Annotated in this window: 24 protein-coding genes; 5 read left to right on the top strand and 19 right to left on the bottom strand. The window is 67.5% G+C overall.

Annotated elements, in window-relative coordinates:
- Nucleotides 1–118 precede the first annotated feature (118 nt).
- Nucleotides 119–376 (top strand): hypothetical protein, encoded by a 258-nt coding sequence (locus WS70_RS23845; protein ID WP_059598481.1) that lies wholly within the window; start codon nucleotides 119–121, stop codon nucleotides 374–376.
- Nucleotides 377–561: 185 nt separating this feature from the next.
- Here WS70_RS23845 and WS70_RS23840 read toward each other — a convergent pair whose 3' ends face one another.
- On the bottom strand, nucleotides 562–2,055 hold the full coding sequence (locus WS70_RS23840) for an amidase (RefSeq protein ID WP_059598482.1): 1,494 nt from the start codon (nucleotides 2,053–2,055) through the stop codon (nucleotides 562–564).
- Between the two features lie 504 nt (nucleotides 2,056–2,559).
- On the opposite strand from WS70_RS23840, the gene WS70_RS23835 reads away from it, so the two are divergent.
- Nucleotides 2,560–2,994 (top strand): universal stress protein, encoded by a 435-nt coding sequence (locus WS70_RS23835; protein ID WP_059473941.1) that lies wholly within the window; start codon nucleotides 2,560–2,562, stop codon nucleotides 2,992–2,994.
- 112 nt (nucleotides 2,995–3,106) lie between these two features.
- On the opposite strand, the gene WS70_RS23825 is transcribed toward WS70_RS23835, so the two are convergent.
- The 16 genes from WS70_RS23825 to WS70_RS23750 form a co-directional block, all read right to left on the bottom strand.
- Complete coding sequence (locus WS70_RS23825) at nucleotides 3,107–3,931, bottom strand: OmpA family protein (protein WP_059473940.1); 825 nt, start codon at nucleotides 3,929–3,931, stop codon at nucleotides 3,107–3,109.
- 59 nt (nucleotides 3,932–3,990) lie between these two features.
- Nucleotides 3,991–6,456, bottom strand: coding sequence for a YadA family autotransporter adhesin (locus WS70_RS23820; RefSeq protein WP_203236024.1), 2,466 nt, complete (start codon nucleotides 6,454–6,456; stop codon nucleotides 3,991–3,993).
- 570 nt (nucleotides 6,457–7,026) lie between these two features.
- A complete protein-coding gene (locus WS70_RS23815; protein WP_059474047.1) occupies nucleotides 7,027–8,433 on the bottom strand; it encodes an MFS transporter in 1,407 nt (468 codons plus the stop codon).
- A gap of 41 nt (nucleotides 8,434–8,474) precedes the next feature.
- Nucleotides 8,475–9,722 carry an NAD(P)/FAD-dependent oxidoreductase gene (locus WS70_RS23810; RefSeq protein WP_059598483.1) on the bottom strand — a complete coding sequence of 416 codons (1,248 nt, stop codon included), beginning with the start codon at nucleotides 9,720–9,722 and terminating at the stop codon, nucleotides 8,475–8,477.
- Nucleotides 9,715–10,680: a VOC family protein gene (locus WS70_RS23805; protein WP_059473938.1), complete on the bottom strand. Its 966-nt coding sequence runs from the start codon at nucleotides 10,678–10,680 to the stop codon at nucleotides 9,715–9,717. The genes WS70_RS23810 and WS70_RS23805 overlap by 8 nt, the downstream gene beginning before the upstream one ends.
- 16 nt (nucleotides 10,681–10,696) lie before the next feature.
- Nucleotides 10,697–12,187, bottom strand: coding sequence for an aldehyde dehydrogenase (locus WS70_RS23800; protein ID WP_059473937.1), 1,491 nt, complete (start codon nucleotides 12,185–12,187; stop codon nucleotides 10,697–10,699).
- Between the two features lie 40 nt (nucleotides 12,188–12,227).
- Complete coding sequence (locus tag WS70_RS23795; protein ID WP_059473936.1) at nucleotides 12,228–13,043, bottom strand: aspartate dehydrogenase; 816 nt, start codon at nucleotides 13,041–13,043, stop codon at nucleotides 12,228–12,230.
- Complete coding sequence (locus WS70_RS23790; RefSeq protein ID WP_059598484.1) at nucleotides 13,036–14,709, bottom strand: thiamine pyrophosphate-binding protein; 1,674 nt, start codon at nucleotides 14,707–14,709, stop codon at nucleotides 13,036–13,038. The genes WS70_RS23795 and WS70_RS23790 overlap by 8 nt, the downstream gene beginning before the upstream one ends.
- Nucleotides 14,702–15,499, bottom strand: a complete 798-nt coding sequence (locus WS70_RS23785; protein WP_059473934.1) for an SDR family oxidoreductase — start codon at nucleotides 15,497–15,499, stop codon at nucleotides 14,702–14,704. Before WS70_RS23785 ends, WS70_RS23790 begins: the two co-directional genes overlap by 8 nt.
- Nucleotides 15,496–16,350 carry an IclR family transcriptional regulator gene (locus WS70_RS23780; protein WP_059473933.1) on the bottom strand — a complete coding sequence of 285 codons (855 nt, stop codon included), beginning with the start codon at nucleotides 16,348–16,350 and terminating at the stop codon, nucleotides 15,496–15,498. Before WS70_RS23780 ends, WS70_RS23785 begins: the two co-directional genes overlap by 4 nt.
- Nucleotides 16,347–17,243 carry an alpha/beta fold hydrolase gene (locus WS70_RS23775; RefSeq protein ID WP_059598485.1) on the bottom strand — a complete coding sequence of 299 codons (897 nt, stop codon included), beginning with the start codon at nucleotides 17,241–17,243 and terminating at the stop codon, nucleotides 16,347–16,349. The genes WS70_RS23780 and WS70_RS23775 overlap by 4 nt, the downstream gene beginning before the upstream one ends.
- Before the next feature lie 16 nt (nucleotides 17,244–17,259).
- Entirely contained in the window at nucleotides 17,260–17,787 is a 528-nt protein-coding gene (locus WS70_RS23770; RefSeq protein ID WP_059474046.1) for a cupin domain-containing protein, read from the bottom strand.
- Between the two features lie 31 nt (nucleotides 17,788–17,818).
- Nucleotides 17,819–18,589, bottom strand: coding sequence for an SDR family oxidoreductase (locus WS70_RS23765; protein ID WP_059473931.1), 771 nt, complete (start codon nucleotides 18,587–18,589; stop codon nucleotides 17,819–17,821).
- On the bottom strand, nucleotides 18,586–19,653 hold the full coding sequence (locus WS70_RS23760) for an aromatic ring-hydroxylating dioxygenase subunit alpha (protein ID WP_059473930.1): 1,068 nt from the start codon (nucleotides 19,651–19,653) through the stop codon (nucleotides 18,586–18,588). Before WS70_RS23760 ends, WS70_RS23765 begins: the two co-directional genes overlap by 4 nt.
- 34 nt (nucleotides 19,654–19,687) lie before the next feature.
- Nucleotides 19,688–19,999 carry a recombinase-like helix-turn-helix domain-containing protein gene (locus WS70_RS23755; RefSeq protein ID WP_059473929.1) on the bottom strand — a complete coding sequence of 104 codons (312 nt, stop codon included), beginning with the start codon at nucleotides 19,997–19,999 and terminating at the stop codon, nucleotides 19,688–19,690.
- Between the two features lies 1 nt (nucleotide 20,000).
- A complete protein-coding gene (locus tag WS70_RS23750; RefSeq protein ID WP_059473928.1) occupies nucleotides 20,001–20,318 on the bottom strand; it encodes a non-heme iron oxygenase ferredoxin subunit in 318 nt (105 codons plus the stop codon).
- A gap of 435 nt (nucleotides 20,319–20,753) precedes the next feature.
- On the opposite strand from WS70_RS23750, the gene WS70_RS23740 reads away from it, so the two are divergent.
- Entirely contained in the window at nucleotides 20,754–21,842 is a 1,089-nt protein-coding gene (locus WS70_RS23740; protein WP_059473927.1) for a porin, read from the top strand.
- Between the two features lie 239 nt (nucleotides 21,843–22,081).
- Here WS70_RS23740 and WS70_RS23735 read toward each other — a convergent pair whose 3' ends face one another.
- Together WS70_RS23735 and WS70_RS23730 are read right to left on the bottom strand one after the other, a co-directional pair.
- Nucleotides 22,082–23,032 carry an IclR family transcriptional regulator gene (locus WS70_RS23735; protein WP_059598486.1) on the bottom strand — a complete coding sequence of 317 codons (951 nt, stop codon included), beginning with the start codon at nucleotides 23,030–23,032 and terminating at the stop codon, nucleotides 22,082–22,084.
- Between the two features lie 78 nt (nucleotides 23,033–23,110).
- Entirely contained in the window at nucleotides 23,111–23,737 is a 627-nt protein-coding gene (locus WS70_RS23730) for an alpha-ketoglutarate-dependent dioxygenase AlkB family protein (protein WP_059473925.1), read from the bottom strand.
- Between the two features lie 132 nt (nucleotides 23,738–23,869).
- Here WS70_RS23730 and WS70_RS23725 point away from each other — a divergent pair, with 132 nt between their 5' ends.
- Both WS70_RS23725 and WS70_RS23720 read left to right on the top strand, forming a co-directional pair.
- Entirely contained in the window at nucleotides 23,870–24,454 is a 585-nt protein-coding gene (locus WS70_RS23725; RefSeq protein ID WP_059474045.1) for a malonic semialdehyde reductase, read from the top strand.
- 53 nt (nucleotides 24,455–24,507) lie between these two features.
- Nucleotides 24,508–25,671 carry a metallophosphoesterase gene (locus tag WS70_RS23720; RefSeq protein WP_059473924.1) on the top strand — a complete coding sequence of 388 codons (1,164 nt, stop codon included), beginning with the start codon at nucleotides 24,508–24,510 and terminating at the stop codon, nucleotides 25,669–25,671.
- Nucleotides 25,672–26,057: the final 386 nt, after the last annotated feature.

The following is a 26,057-nucleotide window of genomic DNA, read 5'->3' as shown; positions in this document are numbered from 1 at the left end:
CTCGTCGCCGGCGCTCCAATGCTGACGGACACCGGTCGACGAACTGGGCATAACAGGGAACTGTGCCTAAAAGTGCTTATGCGCTACAGCGCATAAGCACAAATCCCGGAAGCCACACATGCGCGCAGATGCGCCGTGCGAGCACTTCGAATTGGGCACCCAGACCGGTTCGGTCCGCTCAGGGGCAATCCTCAAACTTTTGAAGATCGGCCAGCTCGGCCCTCGCTGGTCGCTCCCCAGTCAGCTCGCCAGAAGTCCGCTCGCGTGGATCATCGAGATCGACGGCCTTATCGTTGACGCGCGCCGCATCCCAAGAAATTTGCAGGAAGACGCCTTCCGCCAGGGCGTTATCCCATTTGTACCAGACACAGACTAGACCGGTTCGTCAACTCGTCCGCCCAGTAGCTCAGGCTAAACGTGCTTTATTTCCCATTTTCTGAAGCGTCCCCAGTGCGAACCCGGGCGAATTCGGCCCGCCGGCTGCCTCGAGCATCTCGGCGGTCGATCGGAGCGGCCCGCGCACGCCTGATCGACCGCGTTGGTCATGCGCCGCCGCCGCGTCTACTCGATTCGAGCGCCGGGTAACGCGGGCCGGCGCGCATTCACCCAATCCCGCTCCTTTTCGTACGCACGCGCGAGTTGCAGCACCGCGAAATCGTCGCGCGGCCGGCCGATCAGTTGCATGCCCATCGGCAGTCCCGCCTCGTTGAATCCGACCGGCACACTGATCGCCGGACAGCCGGCAAGCGTCCACGGCACGACTGTCTCCATCCACCGGTGATAGGTGTCCATCGTGCGCCCTGCGATCGCTTGCGGCCAGCGAAGGCCGACGTCGAACGGAAAGACCTGCGCGGTCGGCGCGGCGACGTAGTCGTAGCGCTCGAAGAATGTCGTCAGCGCCTGGTGCCATGCGCTGCGTGCGGCGCTCGCGTCGTAGACGTCGGACGCGCCGAGCTCGAACAAGCCCTCCACTTCGTAGATCGCTTCCGGCTTCAGCAATGCGCGCCGCGACGGCTCACGGTAGTGCATCAGCAGATTCCCGCCCGACAGCAGATGCCGGTGCACAAGCCACGTCTGCCAGATCCGCTCCGGTGAAAAGGACGGCAGCGCCGCATCGACATCGCAGCCGATCGCGCGCAGCGCGTCAAAGCTCGCCTCGCACAGCGCCAGCACGCCCGGCTCCGTCGCGAGATAGCCGTTCCAGTCGCCGACCCACGCGATCCGCTTGCCACGCAGGTCCGCATCGAGCGATTGCGCGAAACGCTGCGGATCTTCGGCGAGCGACAGCGGATCGCGCCGATCGTAGCCTGCCTGGATCGCGAGCAGCAGCGCGACGTCGACGACCGTGCGCCCCATCGGCCCTTCGGTGCCGAGCTGCTGGACGAACACGTCGACGCTCGGCCAACGCGGCACGCGCCCTTGCGACGGCCGAAAGCCGTACACGTTGCAGAACGCGGCCGGATTGCGCAGCGAGCCGCCGAAGTCGCTACCGTCGGCGACGGGCAACATCCGCGCGGCGAGCGCGGCCGCCGCACCGCCGCTGCTGCCGCCCGCGCTTTTCGACAGGTCGTACGGATTGCGCGTCGCACCATAGACTTCGTTGAACGTATGCGAGCCCAACCCGAACTCCGGCGTGTTCGTCTTGCCGACGAACACCGCCCCCGCCGCGCGCATCCGCTCGACGACGAGCGCGTCGGCCGACGGCCTCATCGTGCGGAAGATCGGCGAGCCGAGCGTCGTCACGATGTCCTTCGTCATCGCGAGATCCTTCGGGGCCTGCGGGACGCCGTGCAGCCAGCCCGTATATTCGCCACGCGCGAGCGCCGCGTCTTTCAGCGCGGCTTCGGCGAGCAACGCGTCGGGTTCGCGCAACGCGACGATCGCATTGACGTCGCCGTTCACACGCTCGATGTGAGCGAGATACGCGCGCATCGTCTCGACGCACGACACGTCCTTGCGCCGGATCGCCACGGCGAGCGCATGCGCGGGCATGTCGACGAGCGGCTCGAGCAGCGCGGCGGGCGGGCGGGAGGACGGGGAAATGCCTGCGGACATACGGGTCTCCGTGCGGATCGGTGAATATACCGGCGGCGATGCGTGCGACGACGTTGCGACAGTCCGCCTTCTCTGGACGCGGACAATTATATAAACGCCCCGGATTCCTCTGCGCGGCCGCCCGGCTCCGGGTTCGGATTGCTGCATCGCAGCGATCCCCAAGACGATTCAGATGACGATCCAATTAACGATGCGCCGAATCCTCGCGCCGGCGCTACGATGGACGAATGGAGCGAGAAGTCTCGTCTCGCGTTGCTGCGATCGACACGGGGATGCGGAAGCCTCGGCTCGCCTCGAAGCACGAACACGGCCGACGGCGCGAATCCGTCGCCGGCCGAGCCTCGTCCCTTTATGCGCATAAATCTATATTTCTTATATTTTTTATAGCGCGAGGACGCGCCGGACACGTTTACGACATTTTTACGCCGCCCCCAAATTTCTTTAGGCCATGCCGACGGCGACAGGACTAGCCTACTGTCACCGCGTTACCGAACAGGTTTTCTCATGCTCAAACTCCTGGTCCCCGTCGGTCACTCGCAGCGTTCGCTGCAGGCCGTGCGGCACGCCGCCTTTCTGTATCACGAGCGATGTGCGTCCGAAGTCGTATTGGTCAACGTGCAGCCCCCTCTCGAATCCACCCGCCTCGAAGCCTTCCACTCGCTCGCGAAGCTCCGCCAGATCGAGCATGATTTCTCGGAAGGCGAACTCGCCCAAGCCATCGCCATCCTCAAGGACGCCCACGTCAAATATTCGGTTGCGATGAAAGTCGGCCCGATCGCCGACACGATCGCCGCCTGCGCGGCGGAGAACGGCTGCGACGAGATCGTCGTCGTCGCGCCGCGCCGCGATCCGCTCCATGCGCTCACCCATTTTTTCCACCGCAGCATCCTCGACCGCCTCGTGAGCATCGCGAGCGTACCCGTCACCGCCGTGCGCTAGTCGGTGCGCCAATTCGCACACGAACCGGTCGTGACGCCGACCGGCCGCACGCGGCGGGCTTTCGGCGCCGCCAGGGCACCGACGCACGCCGGAATGGCGCACCGTTGCGAGCCTAGCGCCGCTCTCCTGCGATGTCGATCCTGACGCGCCGATCCGGCGCGAGACAGGCGATCGCTTCGGATGAACGGCCCGCGGGACACCCGGCGCTCACCGGGTCGGCCTTGCCGAGCCCTTGCGCGACGATCAGATCGGCCGGCAAGCCGCGCGTCGTCAGGTACGAGCGGATCGTTTCAGCCCGGGCGAGCGACAGTTGGCGGTTGTATTCATCCGTGCCGAGCCGATCGGTATAGCCGGTGACCCGGACCGAGCGGATGTGCTGGTATTGCTGCTGCAGCGTGGCCGCGATCCGGTCCAGTTCCGCGCGCCCGCTCGGCAGCAGATCGCGCAGCGCAGATTTGTCGAACGGGAACAGCAGGTGGTAATCGAGCGTGAATTGCTTCGATTCGTCGCTCGCCGCCTGCGCCACCGGCGGCTCCTTCGGCCCATCGACCAGCGCCTTGCATTCCGGCTCCTTCCAATACGTCGACTTCACGCGGTAGTGGTTGTCGTACTGGATCTGATACTGGCAGGTCACGACGTCCTGCCCGTGGCCCGTGCGGAAATTGAACACATAGTTCCACACGTGCACGCCGAAGATCCCCTCGCTGAAATGCGGCTCGCCGATCAGCGCATAGACCTGGTTCTTGTCGAGACCGGGCCCGATCTGCCGCAGATTCTCGACATTCACGAACGCGCCCTCCTTCAACCATGCGCTGTCGCGCGCCGGGAACCCGACCGACCCGTCCGGCGCAGTGGTCGGCGCCATTCCGCATCCCGCCAGCAGCGCCCCGCACACTCCGGCCGCCGCCACATATTTCGATATCCTGTTCATTTTCATATTGGATTCCTTATCGTCTGGACGGCTGGCACGAGACCGGCCGTCGTGCGCGACTCATCTCACCACTGATAGCCCGCCCCGAGCACCGCGCCGGTACCGCCGCGCGTGCTGGTCGTCAGCGACCCCTTGTAAAGCCACTTGCCGTTCTCGGAGATCGTCGATACGCCGAGCGCGAAGCCTTGCTGACCCTGCCACGTGGAGCCCGCGATCGCCACCATGCTCTTGCCCGGCGCGGTCGGCTGCGGCAATCCGGCCACGGCCATCGCCGCAGCCACGCCGCCGTTCATCTCGCGCCGCAAGTGGTCGACCTTCTGATCCGTGTACTGATTCGCCTGACCGACCGCATTGCCGATGCCGCTGTTCAACTGGCTCACGTTCACCGCATCGGTGCCGTTGACACCCGGCGCGACATTGGAGATCGTCCGCTCATTGCCGACCGAGCCGACCGACACCGTGTTCGGTGCGGTCGCGACCGAATGGGCGCCGAGTGCGACCGAGTTGTTGCCGGCAGCCGACGCGCCGTCGCCGACCGCGACGCTGTTCGTGCCGGACGCGACACTGCCGCTGCCCGCGGCGGTCGAACCGATGCCGCTCGCGACGGGCGCCGTATAGGTCGACGGATTGCCCGTGATCCACTGGCCCGACACGGTTTGCCCGGCGTTATTGCCATTGTTTCCGCTGCTGCCCGAGTTCGACCCGTTCGTGATGTTCTGGATCGACTGATTCAGTTGCGCGATCGCACCTTGCAACTGGCCGACGTTCACCGCGTCCGTCGCTTGCGTGCCCGCCGCGACGTTGGTGATCTGACGCAGCGATCCTTCGAGGCCGACCGATACCGCGCCGAACGCCGTCGTGAAGCTGCTGCCCGTGATCGGGTCCGTATAGGTGCCGGCCGCGCGATTCGCGACCGAGCCGGCGCCGAGCGCCACCCCGCCCGCCGTGTTGACGGACGCGTTCGCGCCGAGCGCGAGCGATCGTCCGCCCGTCGCCTGCGCGCCGCTGCCGAGCGCGACGTCGCCCGCGACCGCAGGATTGCCGCTCACGCCCGCCGATGCGTTCGCGCCCTCGGCGATCGAGTCTTGACCGTAGGCGACGGCAGCCGGCCCGACCGCGACGCTATCGGCGCCCACCGCCGTGGAATCGGGCGCGGTCGAATTCGCGTGGAAGTACTTGATCCCGCCGCCGTTCACCGCGTTGTCGACGGTGCTCGCGACCGCATACAGCTGGCTGCCGTTGACGGCATCCGTCGAGGTCGGCGTGATGCGCCCCGCCGCCACGTTCGTGATCTGACGCTCGGCGCCCGGCGCGCCGACGCTCACGACGCTCGTCGGATTCGCGCCGGCGAAGCCGGACAGCGTCAACTGGCCGCCGGACGTCGTGGTGATCGTCGCGCTGCTGGTCGGATTGGCCGCCGCCACCGTCGTGCCGTTGCCGAGCGCCACGGAGCCGTCGAGCCCCGAGCCGATCATCACGTTGTTGCCCAGCACGAATGCATTGTTCGCGTTGATCGTATTGTTGTTGCCGAACGAATACGAGCCCGTGCCCGTGACCGTCGACGGATCGCCGAACGCACCCGCGTTCGCACCCGACACGACGTTGCCCGTGCCGATGCTGATCGACTGGCTGCCGGTCGCCTGAGCGCCTGAGCCAATCGCGATCGCGTTGACGCCGCTTGCGCTCGCGTAGCCGGACAACGCGGTCGCATTGTTGACGCTCGTCGCGCCGCCGATCGCGACCGATCCTTGAGCCGTCGCCTCGGCGCCGCCGCCCACCGCGACCGCCCCCGCCGCCGACGCCTTCGAATAGGCGCCGAGCGCGTTCGCGTAATAGGCGGACGACGCAGCGCCCTCGCCCAGCGCCACTGCGCCGCTCGCGGTGGCCGACGAGTAGCCGCCGAACGCGTTCGGCGCCGACACGTGCAGCGGGTCGCTGTTGTCGCCCTGCGCGAACGCGCCGGCGCCGATCGCGATCGTGCCGATGTCTTCGCGACCGGGTATCGACTGCCCCGTGTCCTTCAGCGCCTGCGCGTTCGTGCCGATCGCCAGGCTGAAGTCCGGCAGCGCTCTCGCGCTGGCGCCGATCGCGGTTCCGCCGTCGCCCGCCGCTTGCGAGTAGACGCCGAGCGCGGTGCCCAGGCGGCCGGTCGCCGTGGCGTGATCGCCGTAGGCCGAGCCGCCCTCGCCGTTCGCGTACGCGTAGTTGCCGACCGCCGTGCCGTACAGCAGCGAGCCCGGACTGAAAGCCGGGTTGTAGAACGCCCACGGGCCGGTATTGCCGCCGGGGCCGGCGTACGCGTTATAGCCCGCCGCATAGCTGACCTGCGCGGCGGCGTCGGTCGCCATCGCGCCCATCGCCGCAGCCACCGACAGCGACATCAGGCCGAGCTTCGCCCACGAAATGCGCGATCGACACGAAGCCGCCGCGTCTGCGTCGACGCGAGCGGCCGTCGTGACGGCTCGCGCCGTCGAACCCGTGCTTCCATTCGACCCGGCAAATTCGGATACCGCGATCAATTGGCCTCGCACCCGACTCCAGACAACGTTGTAGATTTTGTTCACTCAATATCCCCTGTGAATTCAATTCGCACGGGTCGTCAGCAGGGTCGGCATCCGATCGCCCAGCCCGCCGGACTGTCGCCATCGAAAACGAAATCACGCATTGCGATTAAAATGTAAAAATCATTTATATGATTTCCGGGACATCAATCGCGAACCCCGATCACGCCTCGCAGGCAGGGATATTAATAACTTTCCACCTCGTCATTTCCAGAATACTCAAAAACAGTAATCCATCGAACACTGGCGGAATAATGTTAAAAATGTAATCCAGCCCACATTACTCAAAAATTCCACATCAGAAAATTCCGATTAATCAATGAAAATATTAAACGAGCAATTAATAAAACCGAGGAATACTATTTATCGAATGCCGGTGCACCGACAGCCGGAAACTCACGGAATCGCGGAGCGCGCCGGGCGTCTCATTCGATGCATCTTCTCCACCGCTTTTTGCGGCAGATGCGCACAATAAAAAAACGGCCCGGGAAAATCCCGGGCCGTTCTCTCCGCTTTGCCGAGTGCCGCGAAAGTGCCGTGCTACGCCTCGAGTTTCTCGAGCACCTGCCCTTTCGTCTCGATGCCGACGAAATGCACGGTCAGCGCGGCGACGAGCGGCACCGCCGCGAGCAAGTAGAACGCCGGACTCAGATCGCCGCCGACGATCGCGCGCGGCACCACCATCGGCGCGACGAAAGACGCGATCTTCAGCCACGCGCTGCCGAGCCCGCAGCCGGCGGCGCGGATGCTCGTCGGATACTGCTCGGGCGTGTACACATAGGACGTGATGAATCCCGACGCCATCAGGCCGAGCGCGAGCGAGCAGAACGCGGCGACGACGTATACCGACGACGCGTGATAGATCCCCGCGAACACGAGCGACAGCGCGCACAGCACGAACGACCCGACGATCACCGGCTTGCGGCCGACCACGTCGACGGTGAGCGCCGATACGAGCGAGCCGACCACGCCCATCACCGAGCCGATCACGGCGAGGTTCAGCGCGAGTTGCAGCGGCGCGTGATAGAAGTTCTTGTAGATCGTCGGCAGCCAGGTCGACAGCCCGTACTGGATGAATCCGCAGGTCGCCCACAGCGTCGCGACCGCGAGCGTGCGCTTCAGATAGGCGGGCCCGAACAGATCGAACATCCGGCGCTTCGGATGACGACGCACGAGCGTGTCGAACTCGCCTGCGTGCGTCACGGGAGGCAGCGGCCCCTTCACCGAGGATTCGAACACATGCAGCGCCTGCCCCGCGTCGTCGAGCCGACCGCGCGCGGCAAGCCAGCGCGGCGACTCCGGTACGAGCCGCGTCAGCACGAGCGCGAGCACGAGCGGCATCCCGCCGATGAAATACATCACCTCCCAGCCGAAGCGCGGCACGAGCCACGCGCCGAGCGCCATCGACGCGAGCAGGCCGATCGGGAACACGATCTCGTACAGCAGCACAAAGCGGCCACGGCCGTGCGCGCGCGTGATCTCATTGATGTAGGTCGCGGCGACCGGCAGCTCGCCGCCAAGGCCGAGCCCTTGCACGATCCGCAGCAGCACGAATGCTTCGAACGTCGAAGCGAATCCGCATGCGATGCTCGTCACGCCGATCACGGCCGAACTCCACGCGATCGCGCGCACGCGGCCGTACTTTTCCGCGAGCGCCGGAAACAGGAACGCGCCGAGCAGTTGACCGATCGCGCCCGACGCGATCAGCATTCCGATCTGATTCGGCGAAAGCCCCCACTTGTGGATCAGGAGCGGCAGCGTCGCCGCGATCGTGATCACGTCGAAGCCGTCGAAGAACGTCGCGGTGCCGATCAGCACGCGCGCGCGGATCTGCATCGCGTTCGCGGGCAGCCGCTCGAGGCGCGCGATGATCGCGCCAGGGGTCGCGGCGCTCGCCGCCGCTTTGGCCGCGGGCCCGCCCGCGACGGCGCTTTCCAGTGTGCTCATGCGTGTGTTCTCCTCCATGTCGTCGTTGTCGCTCTCGTCGATCAGGCGAGCGCCTTTGTCGTGTCCGCCAGCGCGGCGATGTCGATCGCGCGCCCCTGGCTCATCCATTTGCGCGCGAGCTTCAGGTCGCGCGCCGAATTGATCGAGATCACGCCGCGCAGCGCGCCGCCCGTCAGCAAGAACAGCGTTGCGCGCCTCGCCGCGACGTCGCCGCGAATCACGAGCTGCGCGTCGGCGGGCAGATCGCCGAGGATCTGCAGGTTCACGTCGTATTGATCGGACCAGAACCACGGAATCTCCGCGTACGGCGCGCGCACGCCGAGCACCGCCTTCGCCGCCGCGATCGCCTGGTTTTGCGCGTTCGCCCACGATTCGAGCCGCACCCGGCGCTTCAGCCATGCGTTCGGATGGTTCGCGACGTCGCCGCACGCGAAGATCGCCGGATCGCTCGTCGCCCCGTATTCGTCGACGACGATACCGTCGTCGACGCGCAGCCCGGCGTCCGCGGCAAGCGACGTGTTGAGCGCGAGGCCGATGCCCGCGACCGCGATATCCGCATCGACGGTCGTGCCGTCGGCGAGCGTCGCGCGCACGCGGCTCGCGTCGTCCGGGTGCGCATCGAGCGACGCGAGCGACGCATTCAGGCGCACGTCGACGCCGTTCGCGCGATGCAAATCGAGCAGGAAACCGGACACCGCGCCCGGCACCGAGCGCGCACACAGCCTCGGCGCGCCCTCGACGACGACCGCGTCGACGCCGAGTTTGCGCGCGGTCGCCGCGACTTCGAGTCCGATCCAGCCGCCGCCGATCACGAGCACGCGACGGCTCGCGCGCAGCTTCTCGCCGAGCGCGACGGCTTCGTCGAGCGTGCGCAGGTAATGAAGATTAGGCATCTTGACGATCGAATCCGGCAAGCGGCGCGGCGAGCCGCCCGTCGCGATCACGAGCCGCTCGTATTCGACCTCGCGGCCCGACGCGGTGCGCACGACGCGCCGCGCGCGATCGATCGACGCCGCACGTTCCGGCTGCCACGTTTCCACCGCGAGCGTTCCGAATTCGTCGGGCTGCACGACGCGTACGGTCGAGATGTCCGCATCGCCCGCGAGCACGGCCTTCGACAGCGGCGGCCGCTCGTACGGCAGATGCACTTCGTCCGCGATCATCACGATGCGCCCGGCGAAGCCTTCGCCGCGCAGCGTCTTCACCACCCAGCCTGCCGCCTGCCCGCCGCCGATCACGACGACGGCGCGCGGCGCGGCCTCCGCTGCGGCATTCGCTTGCTCAGTCATCTTTGCGCTCCGTCATGAACTTGCCTTCCGGCGCCTGCGCGTGCTTCTGCCGGCGCGTGTTGCCGTCGAGACCGCCGTCGATCGCCCACTCGGCGAACACGGTCGGGCCCGGTTCGAACTCGCGCGGCTGCCACGCGGGCGTCAGCATGTCCTCGTCCGCGTAGTATTCGATGAGGCCGCCCGCCGGATTGCGGAAGTACCAGAAGTACGCGGACGACACCGGGTGGCGTCCCGGCCCGAGTTGCGTCTCCCAGCCGCAGCGGCTGATGTGCATCCCGCCGCCGAACACTTCGTGGATGTCGCGCACCGTGAACGCGACATGGTTCAGGCCGCGCTTGGCCGTAGGCAGCGCGAGCAGGAACAGATCGTGATGGCCGCCGTGCGGCGCGCAGCGCATGAACGCGCCGCGGCCCGGATAGCGGTCCGACGTCTCGAAGCCGAGCAGCTCGTGGTAGAACGCTTCCTGCTCGGCGAGCCGGTTCGTGAAGAACACGACGTGCCCGACTTCGATCGGCTCCGCGCGCTCGTAGATCGCGGCCGGCTGATCGACACGCAGCGTCTCGCCCCACACGTTCGGCAGTGAACCCTTCACGTCGACGGCGCGCTTGCGCGTCACTTCGATGCGGATCGCCATGCCGTTCGGATCGATGCAGCCGACCGCGCCGTCGGTCTCATAGTGGCCCGGCTGGCCGGCGAGCTTGCCGCGCAGCGCGTCGAGCTCCGCCTGCGTGCCGACGCCCCACGTCACCTCGCGCAGCGTCGGGCCTTCCTCGAACGCGGGCGGCAGCGACGGATCGCTCGCGTCGACGGCGCGCACCGTGCAGCCGTTCATCGTCTCGAAGCGCACGTGCGTCGCGTCGCGCGCGACCTCTGTGAGGCCCCAGTCCGCGAAGAAGCGGCGGCATGTCGCGAGATCGGTCACGCCGTAGGTAATCTGTTCGATGCCGAGAATGCTCATTCGATGATCCTTTCCGTCAGTTCGCCCACGGCAGCGGCGATTCGTTCAAGCCCCAGTAGAGGCTCTTCTGCTGCATGTACTCGCGAATCCCGAGGCTGCCCTTCTCGCGGCCCATCCCGCTTTCCTTCCAGCCGGAAAACGGCGTCGAGATCGAGAACTGCTTGTATGTGTTGATCCACACGGTGCCCGCGTCGAGCGCGCGCGCGACGCGCCACGCGCGCTTGTAGTCGCGCGTCCAGATGCCAGCGGCGAGGCCGAACACGCTGTCGTTCGCTTCCGCGACGAGCGACGCCTCGTCGTCGAACGGCAGCGCGACGAGCACCGGCCCGAAGATCTCTTCCTGGCAGATGCGCGCGTGGTTCGACAGGCCGTCGAGGATCGTCGGCAGATAGAAGAAGCCCGCGTCGCGGCCTTCGCCCGCCGGCCGGTCGCCGCCGCACAGCACACGGCCGCCTTCGTCGCGGCCGAGCGCCACGTAACGCTCAATCGTGTCGCGATGCTGCGCGGTGACGAGCGGGCCCATCTGCGTGCGCTCGCTCGCCGGATCGCCGACGCGCAGCTTGCGCGCCGCGTCGACGAGACGCGCGACGAACGCGTCGTAGATCGCCCGCTGCACGAAGAGGCGCGAGCCGGCGATGCACGATTCGCCCGACGAGCTGAAGATCCCGAACAGCACGCCGTTGACCGCGTGATCGAGATCGGCATCGTCGAACACGATCGTCGGCGACTTGCCGCCCAGTTCGAGCGACAGCGGCATCAGCTTCTCCGCGGCGAGCCGCGCGATCCCGCGTCCGACTTCGGTGCCGCCCGTAAACGACACCTTCTTCACGAGCGGATGGCGCACGAGCGCGTCGCCGATCACCGAGCCCTTGCCCGGCAGCACCGAAATCACGCCGGGCGGCACGCCCGCCTGCTCGCAGAGGCGCGCGAGCGCGAGCGACGCGAGCGGCGTCACCTCGGCGGGCTTCAGCACGACCGCATTGCCGGCAGCGAGCGCGGGGCCGAGCTTCTGCGCATCGGATGCGATCGGCGAATTCCACGGCGTGATCGCCGCGACGACGCCGAGCGGCTCGTGCACGCTCATCGACAGATAGTCGCCGCGCGACGGCGTCAGCGCCTCGTCGAGCGTCTCCGCGCACGCGGCGAAGTAGCGAAACGTGCTCGCCGCGCTCACGACGAGCGCGCGCGTCTCGTTGATCGGCTTGCCGTTGTCGCGCCGCTGCAATTGCGCAAGCGCCTCGTGATTCGCCTGAATCAGATCGGCGATCCGATACAGCAAGGCCGCGCGCTGATGCGGCTTCAGGCCGGCCCAGTTCGCGCGGCGCCACGCGGCGTCGGCGACTTCGACCGCTTCGCGCGCGTCGGCCGCGTCGGCCATGTGGATCTCGGTGTTGAGCGAACCGTCGGCCGGATAGAAGTTCGGCGTCGTCGCGCCGCGGCCGCGGCGCCACTCGCCGCCGATCAGGATCTCGCCCGACGGCACGAGGGAAGAATCGAATGCAGTCATGATGATGGGTGTCCCAGCCGGTTCAGATCGTTCAGATCGTTCAGATCACGCAGTGCGACGCGCGATTGCGCAGCGCGCGGATCGCGCTGAACGCCGTCAGCGCGGACGTCTTCGGGTTGTCGGGCAGCGGCTTGCCGCTCATCTCGAGCAACATCTCGCCAAACGCGCCGCGCGCCGTGATCCGGTGCACGTTGCGCGTCACCGCCGGATCGGCGATCAGGCGCACCTTCGTCGCGTCGAGCCCGACGCCCGCGAGCGCGACCGTCGCCGCCACGTTCGCATTCTTCGGATAGAGCCGCGCCGCGTCGCGCGCGCTGCCTTCGAAGATCGTCTGCTCGGCGGTCAACGCGCGCAGGTCGCAGAGCGCTTCCGCCGGCGTGCCGAGCCAGCCGAGCGGCGGCTTGCGGCCGACGTACAGCACGTCGTCGAGGCCGCCCTGCTTCGCGGCCGCGAGCGCGTCGATCCCACCGATCGCGCCCGGCAAGAGCGTCAGCGTCGCGCCGCCTTCGTCGGCCGCGTCGGAGAGCGCGTCGAGGAGCGCGAGATCGGACAACGCGCCGATCGACGCGACCGCGCAATCGGTGCCCGCCTTCAGCAGCGGCACGACGTGGTCGACGAGCGCGCCGTGCCCCGCGCATTCGAGCGCGAACTGCGGGCGGTACGCGAGCGCGTCGACCGACGACACCACATCGATGCGATCGCCGAGCGCGCCGCGCACCGCGTCGCATTGATGCTCGGGCACGATCACGTGCGCGACGCGCAGCGCGGCGTCGTGCTCGACCGCGCGATAGACGGCCGCGCCGATCGCGCCGAAGCCGATCATCGCGACGTCGACGGGAGCGTGGGCATTACGCATATTGGCGCTCCGCAGGCGTGTCCTTCTTGACGGGCGGGCCGGCGAACGCGGTCGCGAACGAGCCGACCGACAGCATGTCGACCTCGACCAGCACCGGGCCGTCGTGCGCGAGCCCTTCGCGGACGATGCGCTCCGCGTCGTCGAGCGACGTGATCCGGTGATGCGCGAGGTTCAGGCTCGCGCAAAATTGCGCAAAGTCCGGCTGATGCAGCTCGACGTAGCAGCGGCGGCCGCCGTACTGCGCATCCTGGATGTTGCGGATCACGCCATAGCACTGATCGTTCATCAGCACGATCATCACGTTCGCGTTTTCCTGCACGGCGGTCGCGAGTTCGCCGACGTTCACCATCAGGCCGCCGTCGCCGACGAGGCACACAGTCTTCGCCGCCGAGCCGGCGAGCGCCGCGCCGATCGCCATCTGCATCCCCTGGCCGATCCCGCCGCCCAGCGCATGCACGCCCGCGCGCGGCTCGAAGATCTGCAACAGGCGGTTGCCCCACGTGCTGTTCGAGATCGTCACGTCGCGCACCCAGTTGTAGTCGCGGCCGACCGCCTGCTGCAGCATGTCGACGAGACGTTTGTACGGGCCGAGCCCCTTGCCGACGTCGGCGACCGCCGCCTCTCGCGCGGCCGCGAGATCGCCGGCGAAGCGCGGATCGACGGCGAGCTTGCCTTCGAGCCGGTCGGCGAGCTCGGCGAGCACGCGCTTCGCGTCGCCGTGCACGAACAGGTCGTTGCGATAGCCGCGGTTGTCGGCGAGCGCGTCGGCATCGACGCGGAAGAGCGGCCGCGGCAGCGCGAGCTTGTACTTCAGCGTCTCGTTGCCGCGCAGCCGCGAACCGACGACGACGATCGCGTCGCACGTCTTGTAGAAGCGCTCGACGGCCGCGTGGACGTTGAATGCGCCGAGCGTCGCCGGATGATCTTCGGGCAGCACGCCGCGCCCCTGCACGCTCGTGACGACGCCGAAGCCGAGTGCGACGAGCCGCTCGACCTCCGCTCGCGCGTGCCGTGCGCCGCCGCCGAGCCACAGGAGCGGCCGACGCGCGCTCGCGAGACGCTCGGCGAGCTGCGCGACGCGCGCGGCGTCGTGCGCGCGCACCGCGACATGCGGCGGCGCGAGGTCGTCCGGCCATTCGATTTCGGCCGCCTGGATGTCGATCGGAATCTCGACCGATACCGGGCCGCTCGGCGCGGTCATCGCGACGCGCACCGCCTCGCGGATCGTCGGCAGCACGGTTTCGACCGTGCGCACGCGATACGCGGCCTTCGAGATCGCGTTCAGCATCGACAGCTGATCCGGCGCTTCGTGGATGTACGCGAGATCTTGGTCGAGGTAAGGCGTCTCGATCTGCCCCGTGATGTGCAGGAGCGCAGTGCCGGCCGTCAGCGCCTCGACCATCGCGCCCGCCGCGTTGCCCGCCGCGGTGCCCGTGCTCGTGAACGCGACGCCGAGCCCGCCCGACACGCGCGCGAGGCCGTCCGCCATGTTGACGGCGCCCGCTTCGCCGCGCGCGCCGACGTAGCGGATCTTGCCGCGCGTATGGATCGCGTCGAGGATCGGCATGTTGTGAATCGAGATCACGCCGAAGGCGGTCTTCACGCCGCATCGTTCGAGGAAGGCGGCAATCAGCTCGCCGACCGTGGTGGTGGTTTTGTTAGACATGGCGTGCAAAGCCTCCTGATACGTCGATATGGCTGCCCGTCGTGTACGACGACAGATTCGTTGCGAGATGGAAGAGCGCCCAGGCAGCCTCGTCGGGCCGGCCGAAGCGCGCAAGCGGAATGTTCTTTTTCGCGGCGAGCGCGGCTGTCCACGCTTCCCACGATTCGCCCGGAAGGGCCTGTGTTTCGTAGCGCTTCCGCCACTGCCCCGATTCGACGATGCCGATCAGGATCGAGTTGACGCGGATGCGTTCGGGGGCGAGCTCGGACGCGAGCGACTTGACGAGGCTCAGCACGCCCGCGCGCGCCGACGACGTCGCGACCATGTGCGGCTCCGGCTGCAAGGCGAGCAGCGAGTTCACGCAGGTGATCGTCGGCGCGGCCGACGCGCGCAAGAGCGGCAGGAACGCGCGCGTCGGGCGGATGATGCTGAAGTACTTCAGTTCGAGCTCGTCGCGCCACGCGTTGTCAGTCGTGTCGGCGAACGTCGACACACGGCCCTGGCCCGCGTTGTTGACGAGCATGTCGGCGCCGCCGAAGCGCTCGGCGACCGCCTGCGCGAACGCGTTCACATCGGCCTCGTCGAGCACGTCGCAGCGCGTGGCGAGCACGCGCTCGCGCGGGAACGGCTGTGCGAGCCGCGCCTGCGCGTTCGCGAGCCGCTCTGCGTCGCGGCCGCATATCGCAACCGACGCGCCCGCGCGCAGGAAAAGCTCTGCGCTCGCGTAGCCGATGCCGGACGAGCCGCCCGTCACCACGGCGACCTGTCCGCTCAAATCGATCTGGATCATCGCAATCCCAATGCCTTCAAATAGGTGTTTTCGTCGTCGGACCGGTAGTTCAGCCGCCGCGACAGCTCCGCCGCCGCGCGCAGCACCTTGTCGATCAGCCCGTCGGCGACGAGCGACGCGTCGATCTCCGGCCGCGGCACCGTCACCGTGACGACCGCGACGATCTTGCTCGCGTCGTTGCGCACGGGCGCCGTGACGACCGAGATGTCGCGCTCGAAAGCCGAGTTGCCGATCCCGTAGCCACGCCGCGCGTCTTCGCGGATCACGCCGAACAGCACGTCGACGGTCTCGGGCGTCGCCTTCGTCACGCGCTCGAGCGCAGGCTCCGGATACAGCGCGCGCAACTGAGCGAGCGACAGGTCGCCCATCAGCACGTGGCCGTGCGTCGTCGCATGCGCGGGCAAGCGCGTGCCGACGTTCACCCGCACCGAGCCGAACGCGTGCCCCGCGTTTTGCGCCTTCGCGACGAACACGACGTCGCGGCCGTCGCGGATCACGATGTGCGTCGTGAAGCCCGTCGCGTCGCGCAGCCCTTCGATCACCGGCAAGCCGAGATCGGTCAGCTCGAGCGAGCTCAGGTATTCGAAGCCGAGGCGCAGCACCGCGACGCCCAATCGATAATTGCGGTCCTTGTCCGCGCGCTCGAGAAAGCCGAGCGATTCGAGCGTCTGCAGCAGACGGAACACCGTCGTGCGCGGAATGCCGAGCCGCTTCGACAGCTCCGGCGCGCCGAGCACCGGTTCGCGCGGCGAGAACTCGGCAAGAATCCGCAGACCGCGCTCGAGCCCCGGTACGACATAGTTCGAATCGTTTTTCGCGTCGTCGGCGTCTTTCAGCAGCGGTGCGCTCATGCCGCACCTCGCTGTCCGTCGCATTGACGGCAAAACGCATCGATCAGCGCGCCATACGCATCGGGCGCTTCGACGTAGCCCGCATGGCCCGCGCGCGGAATTACCTGCAACCCGACGCGCGCCGCCTGCGCGATCCGCTCGCATGCGGCGGGCGGCGTGATCGCGTCGTCCGCGCCGACCGCGACCGCCACGCGGCCGCGGTAATGCGCGAGGTCGGCCGCGAGATCGGCGTTCGCGAGCAGGTGCGTCGCCTGCGCATAGCCGGCGGGCACGATCCGCGCCATGTTCCAGCGCACCCACGCCCGCGCCGCGTCGCTCGCATGCGCGGACAGCATGTTCGCGCTGCGCTGCTCGGCGAGCCCTTGCGGGCCGAGCGACGCGAGCAGCGCGAGACGGCTGTCGCGCCGCTCGGCCCGCACGTCGGCGGGCGCACTGCCATAGCCGCCCGCGGGCGAAATCAACAGCAATCCTGACAGACGCTCGCTTGCGGCGCGCGCGAACGCGCCGGCGACGATCGCGCCGAGCGAATGGCCGACGAGCACGCAGCGTTCGATCCGCAGCGCGTCGAGCCATGCGCCGAGCGACGCCGCGTAATCGGCCGCGACAGGCGACTCGGCGGCGACGCACGACGACGCGCCGTAGCCGGGCGCGTCCCACGCGAGCGCACGGCGCGTCGCGCCGAGCGCATCGAGCTGCCGCACCCACGACGCCGCGCCCGATCCGATCCCGTGCAACAGCACGACGGGACAGCGCTCGCCGCGCACGCCGCCGGCCTCCCGGTAGCCGATCGTGCCTGCGGCGCCCGCCGCAGCGCGCCGCTCGGAAAAACGTTCGAGCAGTCCGGCGAACGGCGTGGCGCCTGCGTCGTTCATCGTCGAGGAAATCGCGCTCATCGTTGTCGTCCGTGCCTCAGCGCTTGATCTTCGCGAGCGGTGAATCCGGCGGATACGTCGGCGTGATCGGCTTCGGCGAGCCGAGCATCACGCACATCAGCGCATCCTCCTCGCCGATGTTGATTTCGGTCCGATAGACGCCGGGCGGCACCGAGATCAGGTCACGCTCGCCGAGCACCGCTTCCCAGGTCTCGCCGCCGCGCTCGCAGATCACCTTCATCTTGCCGCGCAGCACAAAGAAGATTTCCTCGACGTCGACGTGGATGTGGCTCGGGCCGATGTTGCCGGCCGGAATCACCATCGTCGAAAACGTGAAGCCGCCCGCCGGCACCGTGTTCACGTCCTTCGCGACGCCCGTGCCGCCCGTGCCCACGTAGCGCATCTGCGCGCGGCGGTATTTCGGATCGAAATCGGCCTGGAACTTCAGCGCGTCCCAGTCGTAGCGACGCGTCGTGAAGCGCGCGACGCGCCCGTCCATCCACTCGGCGAAGCTCTCGCCTGCCGGCTGGTCCCACGATTTACGCGCGATATCGGCGTCCGCCATCGTCATCTCCTTCAAGAGTTCCAACAATCGATCAATGCATCACGAAGCCGCCGTTCACGGGCAGCAACTGGCCCGTCACGAAACGCGCGGCGCCGGACAAAAGAAACAGCACCGGCCCCGTCACGTCGGCCGGCATCTGCGCGCGCGGCAGCGCGCGGCCCTGCTGGTAATACGCATGGCGCTCCGCGGGCACATAGGCCGTCGCCTCGACTTCGGTCAGGCCCGGCGCGATCGCGTTGACCGTCACGCCGTGCTCGCCGAACTCGCGCGCAAGCGCGTGCGTCATCGCGATCACCGCCCCCTTGCTCGCGACGTACGCGAGCAGCTTCGGCGCGCCCCACAGCGCCGTGTCCGACGCGAGATTCACGATCGCGCCGCGGCCCGAGCGCGCGAGATGCGGCAGCGCCGCGCTGCACGCGAGCCACACGCCGCGCACGTTGACGCCCATCACCGCATCCCACGTGTCGATCGACAGCTCGGTCGCGAGCCTGCCGCCGGAATTCGTGATCGCTGCGTTGTTGATCAGGCCGTCGATGCCGCCGAGCGCGTGCGCGCCTTCGTCGACGAACGCGGCGACGCTCGCCGGATTCGCGAGATCGAGCGCGACGAAATGCGCGTCGCGGCCCGCATCGCGCAGGCGCTGTTCGAGCGCGCGGCCTTCCGCTTCGAGCACGTCGCCGAACGCGACCTTTGCACCCGCCGCGGCGAGCGCCTCGACGAACGCCGCGCCGAGCCCGCGCGCGCCGCCCGTGACGAGCACGCGACGGCCGGCGAGCGCGACCGCTTGCACGGGCGCGTTCATGCGCGCTCTGCCGCTTCGGCTTGCGCCGCGCGATGCGCGTCGAGCGCGTCGAGGTGCGCCTGCGCGCGCTGCCGCAGCATCCGGCGTGCGCGCGTGATGCCGACGTCGTGCTGATACAGGTATTCGTGATCGCGCGCGTTCGGCGCCATGCTCTCGAGCACGTAGCGGTCCTGCTCGAGCACCGCCCAATGCAGGCCTTCGAGGCGGTTCCGGTACATGAAGCGCCACACGTCGCGCTGCCAGCCTTCGACCTTGCGGGTGCGCCAGAAATAGACCTGGCAGTGATCGTTGTCGATCGGCGTCGCGAAGCCGACGATCCCGAAGCTGCCGCCCGGGCCGAATTTGCGCTGATACGGAATCGCGAGGCGCAGCCAGATGCAGCCCGTCTCGCCGAGTTCGACCCAGTCGAAGTTCACGTCGCGCTGGTCGACCTTCTCGAACATCAGGCCCGTCTCGGTCTTGCGTACGCGCATGTCGGCCTGCTTGTCGCCTTCCGCCATCGAATGCGACGTCGCGTGCAGATACGCGCCGTGCATCGGGTCCATCACGTTGTCGATCGCATATTGATAGTTGCAGGTCCAGTTCGACACGCACACGAACTGCGCATACTCGGGCGCGACGAGCTCGTCCGGCAGCACGAGCGGATCGGGCTCGCGATGCGCGTCGTCGCCGAACCACAGGAAGATCGCGCCCGCGCGCTCCTCGACCGGATACGATTTCACGCACGTCTGCCCTTCGAGCGGACAGTTCGACACGGCCGGCACCTTCGTCACCGTGCCGCCGCCGTTCACCTCGACGCCGTGATACCAGCAAGCGACGCGATCGCCGAGATTCCAGCCGAGCGACAGCCGCGCGCCGCGGTGCGGGCAGCGGTCCTCGAGCGCATGCACCTGGCCTTGCTGATCGCGCCACAGCACGATCTGTTCGGACAGCCGAGTCATGCCGACGGGCGCACTCGACACCTGCCAGCTCGGCGCAACGGGATACCAGTAGTTGCGGATGCCGCGGTCGAGATAGTCGCGGATCGGATCGGCGCCGGGATTCGTTTGGGCGGAAGACGTCATCTGTTTGCTCCGGAAGCGTTTGAGGTCGGCCGCGTCATTCGGCGAGCGCGGCGAGTTCCGCGCAGAAGCGCTCGGCGCTCCACTCGACGCCGTCGGGCGCGCGAAAGCCGATGCGGTTCAAACCTTCGACGACGTCGGCCAGCTCGGTCGCGCCGCTTTCGAACACACGCTCGAGCGCGTCGCCGAGATCGTTCTCGTACTGCGTCGGCCCGGCCTTGCGCGTCTGCCACACGAGATTCGGCATCTGCCCGGGGATCTCGATCTGCCCCTTGCCCGCGACGTGGTTCGGCTGCGGCGCGCGCCACGGCTTCAGAAGCGGGTTGAAGTTCACGGTCGTCTCGTTCATGTCATTCCACCTTGATCTGGATGTCCTCGCCGGCGAGCCGCACCGCGTACATCTTCAGCGCGCGGCCGCCCGGCCCCTTCAGGCACTGGCCGGTCTTGATGTCGAATACCGCCTCGTGCAGCGGGCACTCGACCGTGCCGTCGTCGACGAAGCCTTGCGTGAGAAGCGCATAGGCGTGCGGGCAGACGTTCTCGAGCGCGTACACCTCGTCGCCGACGCGATAGATCCCGATCTCGACGCCGTCGGTGCGCTTGAACTCGATCGGCGAATCCTCGGACAACGCGCCGGCGTGTCCGGCGCAAACCCATTGTTCAGACATCTCACACCCTTCCTTCAAATCGACCCGTTCGTTTGTTCCATATTAGGAACGTTAGTTTATGGATGGTGATTATAGGAGTGTGCCTTGAAGATCAAAATAAAAAGCTGCAGCGCCTAGGGAAAACACCGAGACTCGGATTCCGCGCGATGCCAGGCAACCCGAGCCGCGCGGGGACAACATTGTAATTTCTGGTTTTCCCTTGATTTTTCATGACGTTATAGACATGTCGCCGGACGAATCGCGCGCGTCGCCCCGATTCGAAAATTTATTTTTTTCCGGCTGATTTCCCCCTCTATACTCCATTCCACTAACGGCACGCAGTTCCATATATGGAACGAAAGAAGGCCAGACATTCAGCCGTGGGAACGCGTGTGGCCGACTCTCATTCGCGCGCACCACCGCCCGCGTCATTTGGAGCAAAGGTCAGGAGATCAGATGGTCAAGCATGCGGTAGCAGCATTACTCGGGGCGGGCGCCGTCGCCGGCGCGTGGGCGCAGAGCAGCGTCACGCTGTACGGCAGCCTCGACGCCGGCGTCGCCTACGTGAACAACGTCGGCGGCGGCGCGAAGTGGTCGATGATTCAGGGCAACACGCAACCCGATCGATGGGGCCTGAAAGGCGTCGAGGATCTGGGCGGCGGCCTGAAGGCGATCTTCCAGCTCGAAAACGGCTTCTATACGAACAACGGACAGATGGCGGCAGCGGGGACGATGTGGAACCGCCAGGCGTTCGTCGGCCTGAATTCGGACAAGTTCGGCACGCTGACGCTCGGCCATCAGACGCCGTTCAACTTCGACTGGCTCGATCCGCTGTCGACCGCGTTCCTCGCGCAGAGCTGGTACGCGTTCCATCCGGGCAACCTCGACCAGCTCGCGGACACGAGCACGGTGCCGTTCAACAACTCGGTCAAGTACCGCTCGCCCACCTACGCGGGCTTCACCGCGGGCGCGATGCTCGGCTTCGGCAACACGACGAACTTCTCGACCGGCCGGACGATGAGCTTCGGCGTCAATTATGCGAACGGCCCGTTCAAGGCGGCGGCCGTCTATTCGAACGAGCACGATCAGGCGTTCTCGATGGCGACCGTCGGCGGCATCGCGGGGCCGGGCGGCACGTTCCAGGGGATGCCCGTCGCGAGCTACGTCGCGCAGAAGGCGGAGAACATGGGCGCGGGGCTGTCGTATCAGTTCGGCCCGCTGCTCGTCCATGGCCTCTACACGCGCGTGAAGCTGCAGGCGAGCGGCCACTCGGACACGTTCCAGAGCTACGACGCGGGCGCGAACTACCAGACGTCGCCGTTCAACGTGATCGCGGGCGGCGCGGCGACGTCGACGCTCGCCGGCCGCCGCTGGACGCAGTTCGAACTCGGCGATACGTACTCGCTGTCGAAGCGCACGCAGCTCTATGCGAACGTGCTGTACGAGCACGCGAGCGGCAACGCGAAGGCGGCGTTCTTCACGGCGGGCGCGTCGAGCACGGCGAATCAGGTGATCCTGCTGACAGGGATTCACCACTCGTTCTGAGTGCGGTGCTGCGCGTACGTACGTGCGTACGTGCGTACGTGCTTCATGGTATGCGCGCAGCGCGGCTTCGCATCGCGGCAACGCTGCGCCGCGCGCAGATGCAAAAAGCCCCCGCTTCGCGCGAGGGCTTCGTCTTCTTGCGGTCGGCTGGCGCAACGAGCATCAATCGATTCGCCCCGCAGGTACGGCTGCCGATCATCGCGGCGCACACTCCACGCCGCCCGCAGCCGGGCATGCGATTAAAACAACGCAACCTTGTGCCGCGCATGCGCGACGGTCGGATCGCTGTCGAGCGGCCGATAGTTGAGGCGCTGCGACAGATCGACGGCCGCGCCGCACACCGTCTCGACGAGCCGCTCCTTTTCGTCGGCGGAGCCGATCTCCGAGCGCGGCACCGTCGCGGTGATCGCTGCGACGATCGAGCCCGAATGATCGCGCACGGGCGCCGTCACCGCCGAGATCCCGCTCTCGAACGCGCCCTCGCTGACCGCGTAGCCGAGACGCGCATAGTGACGCACACGCTCGTACAGTTCGTCGACGGTCGCGGGCGTATGCTCGGTGAACGCCTCGAGCCGCTTTTCCGGATAGAGCTGGCGCATCGCATCGCGCGTCAGGTCGCCCATCAGCACGTGGCCATGGACAGTCGCGTGCGCGGGCAGCCGCGTGCCGACGTGCACCTTCACCGAGCCGAACATCGGAGCATTGCTCTGCGCCTTCGCGACGAACACGACGTCGCGCCGGTCGCGGATCAACAGATGCGTCGACAGACCGGTCGTATCGCGCAAGCGTTCGAGCACCGGCGCGCCGAGATCGGTCAACTCGAGCGAGTTCAGATATTCGAAGCCGAGACGCAACACGCCGACGCCGAGCCGGAAGTGTCGGTCGCCGTTCGCGCGCTCGATGAAACCGAGCGCTTCGAGCGTCTGCAGCAGGCGAAACGTCGTCGTGCGCGGAATGCCGATCCGCTTCGACAGCTCCGGCGCGCTCAGCACCGGCTCGCGCGCGGAGAATTCGGACAGGATACGCAGCCCGCGCTCGAGCCCCGGAACGAGATAGGACGACGCGCCGCCCGCGGCTTCATCGTCGGCCGCTTCAGGCGCGGCGACCGCGGCGACCGCGGGATCGCGCGGATTGCCCGATTCGGCGTCGGCGGCATGCTTCGCCGAGGCTGTCGTAGTGGTTTTGGCCATGTCGGCTGCAGAGGACGGAAAGAAACCGAATCATAACGCGAAGGCTGCACGGTTTTGACGCGCCGGCGTCCCCGGCCGTCAACCGCCTGCGCACGTCCGGGCGCGGCGCCCGGCGGCGGCCGGCGCGATCACCCAGCGAAACGTCAGGTTGATCCGCTCGCCCTGCACGGCGGGCTCCTTCGGCACACGGTGCCGCCATTCCTGCTGCGTGCGCCCGCGCATCACGAGCAGGCTGCCGTTCGTCAGACGATACGCATGCGCGACGCCCTTCTCGTTGTGCCGCAGATCGAAGACGCGTGTCGCACCAAGGCTCAGCGACGCGATCACCGGCTCCGCGCCGAGCTCCGGCTCGTCGTCCGCGTGCCAGCCCATGCTGTCGAAGCCGTTGCGATAGCGGTTCAGCAGCACGCTGTTGAACCGCGCGCGGCTCGTCGCCTCGACCATCCGCTTCAGCTCGAACACCGCGGGCGTCCACGGCGTCGGCTCGTTGCGGATGCCCGAATACACGTAGACCGCATCCGGCACGCCTTGCCACGCGGTCAGGCGCGGCAGCGGCAGCGAGCCGCGCGGCGTGCGCATCGTGTCCTGCCGCCAAGCGACCTCGTCGACGAGGCGCGCATGGAACCGGCCTGCGTCGGCGGGCGCGAGCCAGTCGGGATACCAGTCGACATCGGGTTTCGGCAAGTCGTCGAACAAATCGAACATGGTCGGTGAAATTCTCCGCATCCGGCTATCATCGCGGAATGGCGCGGACCGCACCCTGCGGCGCCGCGCCGCCCTGTTCAAATTCTAGCCGCTCGAACGCCACGCCGTTTGCGCGCTCATCCGGATCTCGACATGACACTTTCCGACGCCGCTCTCGATCAAATCTTCCGCACCGCGCGCACGCACAACGCCTGGCAGCCGAAGCCCGTCGACGACGCGCTGCTCCATCAGTTGATCGATCTCGTCAAGTTCGGCCCGACGTCGGCCAACTCGAGCCCCGCGCGCTTCGTGTTCGTGAAGTCGCCCGAAGCGAAGGCAAAGCTCAAGCCCGCGCTGTCCGAAGGCAATCTCGCGAAAACGATGGCCGCGCCCGTCACCGTGATCGTCGGGATGGATCTCGCGTTCTACGATCATCTGCCGAAACTCTTCCCGCACGCGGACGCGCGCAGTTGGTTCGCCGGCAACGAAGCGCTGATCGAGGCGACCGCGTTCCGCAATTCGTCGCTGCAAGGCGCGTACCTGATCGTCGCCGCGCGCGCGCTCGGCCTGGACGCGGGCCCGATGTCCGGGTTCGATCAGGCGGCCGTCGACGCCGCGTTCTTCGCCGGCACGTCGATCAAGTCGAACTTCCTCGTGAACCTCGGCTACGGCGACCCCGCCGGCCTATTCCCGCGCAGCCCGCGCTTCTCGTTCGACGAAATCGCACGCATCGAGTAATCGCGCAACGGGCGGCGCGTTCGCGCGCCGCCGCCTCTCCCGCTCCCCGCCCCATGCGACGCATCTCATCGTTTCTGCTGCGCCTCACGATCATCGGCGTGCTACTGCACGTATACGTCGGCTTTCGTCTTGTTCCGGACCTCGCATCGCCCGCCGCCCGCGTAGCGGGCGCGCTGTGGCTCGTGGCGTCGTGCCTCCTGATCCCGCTCGGCATGCTGTCGCGCGTGTTCGAGCGGCAGCCGCTCGGCGATCGCGTCGCATGGGTCGGGCTCATGGCGATGGGCTTCTTCTCGTCGCTGCTCGTGCTGACGCTCGCGCGCGACGTACTGCTCGCGTCGCTCGTCACCGTCGACGCGCTCGCGCCCGGCGCGGTGTCGCTCGCGCACTGGCGCACGCTGACGGCTGCCGGCGTGCCGCTCGCGGCGCTTGCGGTCAGCGTCGTCGGCTTCGTCAATGCGAGACGCCGCGCGCGCGTCGTCGACGTCGACGTGCCGATCGACGATCTGCCCGCCGCGCTCCACGGCTTCACGATCGTCCAGATCAGCGACATCCACGTCGGCCCGACGATCAAGCGCGGCTATGTCGAGGCGATTGTCGATGCGGTCAACCGGCTCGAGCCGGATCTCGTCGCGGTGACGGGCGACGTCGTCGACGGCACGGTCGCGCAACTCGCGGGCCACGCGGCGCCGCTCGGCCGGCTGCGCGCGCAGCACGGCGCGTACGTCGTGACGGGCAACCACGAGTACTACTCGGGCGCCGACGAATGGATCGCCGAGTTCCGCCGCCTCGGCCTCGACGTGCTGCTCAACGAGCACCGCACGCTCGAACACGGCGACGGCCGCCTCGTGATCGCGGGCGTCACCGACTACTCGGCGGGCCATTTCGATCCCGCGCATCGGAGCGACCCGAGCGTGGCGCTCGCGGGCGCGCCCGTCGACGTGCGCATCCGCGTGCTGCTCGCGCACCAGCCGCGCAGCGCGACGGCCGCTGCCGACGCAGGCTTCACGCTGCAATTGTCCGGCCACACGCACGGCGGCCAGTTCTTTCCGTGGAATTTCTTCGTGCGGCTGCAGCAGCCGTTTACCGCGGGGCTCGCGCGGCTCGACGGGCTGTGGGTTTATACGAGCCGCGGCACCGGCTATTGGGGACCGCCGAAGCGGCTTGGCGCGCCGTCGGAAATCACGCGCGTGCGGCTCGTGCGCGGCAGCGGGAACTAAGCGAGCGCGCCGCCGTTCATGGTCGAACGTCGAACGTCGAACGTCGAACGTCGAACGTCGAACGTCGAACGTCGAACGTCGAACGTCGAACGTCGAACGTCGAACGTCGAACGTCGAACGTCGAACGTCGAACGTCGAACGTCGAACGTCGGCCGAAAGCGAACGCGCGCGTCCGGGCGCCCCCCACAGATCACGTGAACTCGTGCGAAATATCGACGATTTCCGCCGCGACGTCGCCAACCCACCCGCATTCCCGCGTCGGCACAGCCATCGCGAAACGCCGCCAGAAGACCGCCACCGCAGCCTCGCCGCTCCCCGCACTGCCTTCCCCGCGGGTTGACTCTCTCAATGGGTCGCGCCTAGAATGCCCGCCATCCATTCTTTCA

Origin of the sequence: Burkholderia mayonis, assembly GCF_001523745.2 — a bacterium.
GTDB classification, from domain to species: domain Bacteria; phylum Pseudomonadota; class Gammaproteobacteria; order Burkholderiales; family Burkholderiaceae; genus Burkholderia; species Burkholderia mayonis.
The sequence above is the reverse complement of the archived record's forward strand: the minus strand, read 5'-3'. Positions and strand labels throughout refer to the sequence as shown.

Coding starts and splice junctions, on each gene's coding strand:
- WS70_RS23785 (WP_059473934.1), bottom strand. CDS start 15,499: ATGATCCAGATCGATTTGAGCGGACAGGTCGCCGTGGTGACGGGCGGC.
- WS70_RS23835 (WP_059473941.1), top strand. CDS start 2,560: ATGCTCAAACTCCTGGTCCCCGTCGGTCACTCGCAGCGTTCGCTGCAG.
- WS70_RS23780 (WP_059473933.1), bottom strand. CDS start 16,350: ATGAGCGCACCGCTGCTGAAAGACGCCGACGACGCGAAAAACGATTCG.
- WS70_RS23720 (WP_059473924.1), top strand. CDS start 24,508: ATGCGACGCATCTCATCGTTTCTGCTGCGCCTCACGATCATCGGCGTG.
- WS70_RS23845 (WP_059598481.1), top strand. CDS start 119: ATGCGCGCAGATGCGCCGTGCGAGCACTTCGAATTGGGCACCCAGACC.
- WS70_RS23795 (WP_059473936.1), bottom strand. CDS start 13,043: ATGCGTAATGCCCACGCTCCCGTCGACGTCGCGATGATCGGCTTCGGC.
- WS70_RS23760 (WP_059473930.1), bottom strand. CDS start 19,653: ATGACGTCTTCCGCCCAAACGAATCCCGGCGCCGATCCGATCCGCGAC.
- WS70_RS23730 (WP_059473925.1), bottom strand. CDS start 23,737: ATGTTCGATTTGTTCGACGACTTGCCGAAACCCGATGTCGACTGGTAT.
- WS70_RS23800 (WP_059473937.1), bottom strand. CDS start 12,187: ATGACTGCATTCGATTCTTCCCTCGTGCCGTCGGGCGAGATCCTGATC.
- WS70_RS23815 (WP_059474047.1), bottom strand. CDS start 8,433: ATGAGCACACTGGAAAGCGCCGTCGCGGGCGGGCCCGCGGCCAAAGCG.
- WS70_RS23735 (WP_059598486.1), bottom strand. CDS start 23,032: ATGGCCAAAACCACTACGACAGCCTCGGCGAAGCATGCCGCCGACGCC.
- WS70_RS23770 (WP_059474046.1), bottom strand. CDS start 17,787: ATGGCGGACGCCGATATCGCGCGTAAATCGTGGGACCAGCCGGCAGGC.
- WS70_RS23750 (WP_059473928.1), bottom strand. CDS start 20,318: ATGTCTGAACAATGGGTTTGCGCCGGACACGCCGGCGCGTTGTCCGAG.
- WS70_RS23725 (WP_059474045.1), top strand. CDS start 23,870: ATGACACTTTCCGACGCCGCTCTCGATCAAATCTTCCGCACCGCGCGC.
- WS70_RS23740 (WP_059473927.1), top strand. CDS start 20,754: ATGGTCAAGCATGCGGTAGCAGCATTACTCGGGGCGGGCGCCGTCGCC.
- WS70_RS23810 (WP_059598483.1), bottom strand. CDS start 9,722: ATGACTGAGCAAGCGAATGCCGCAGCGGAGGCCGCGCCGCGCGCCGTC.
- WS70_RS23825 (WP_059473940.1), bottom strand. CDS start 3,931: ATGAAAATGAACAGGATATCGAAATATGTGGCGGCGGCCGGAGTGTGC.
- WS70_RS23765 (WP_059473931.1), bottom strand. CDS start 18,589: ATGAACGCGCCCGTGCAAGCGGTCGCGCTCGCCGGCCGTCGCGTGCTC.
- WS70_RS23755 (WP_059473929.1), bottom strand. CDS start 19,999: ATGAACGAGACGACCGTGAACTTCAACCCGCTTCTGAAGCCGTGGCGC.
- WS70_RS23805 (WP_059473938.1), bottom strand. CDS start 10,680: ATGAGCATTCTCGGCATCGAACAGATTACCTACGGCGTGACCGATCTC.
- WS70_RS23775 (WP_059598485.1), bottom strand. CDS start 17,243: ATGAGCGCGATTTCCTCGACGATGAACGACGCAGGCGCCACGCCGTTC.
- WS70_RS23840 (WP_059598482.1), bottom strand. CDS start 2,055: ATGTCCGCAGGCATTTCCCCGTCCTCCCGCCCGCCCGCCGCGCTGCTC.
- WS70_RS23790 (WP_059598484.1), bottom strand. CDS start 14,709: ATGTCTAACAAAACCACCACCACGGTCGGCGAGCTGATTGCCGCCTTC.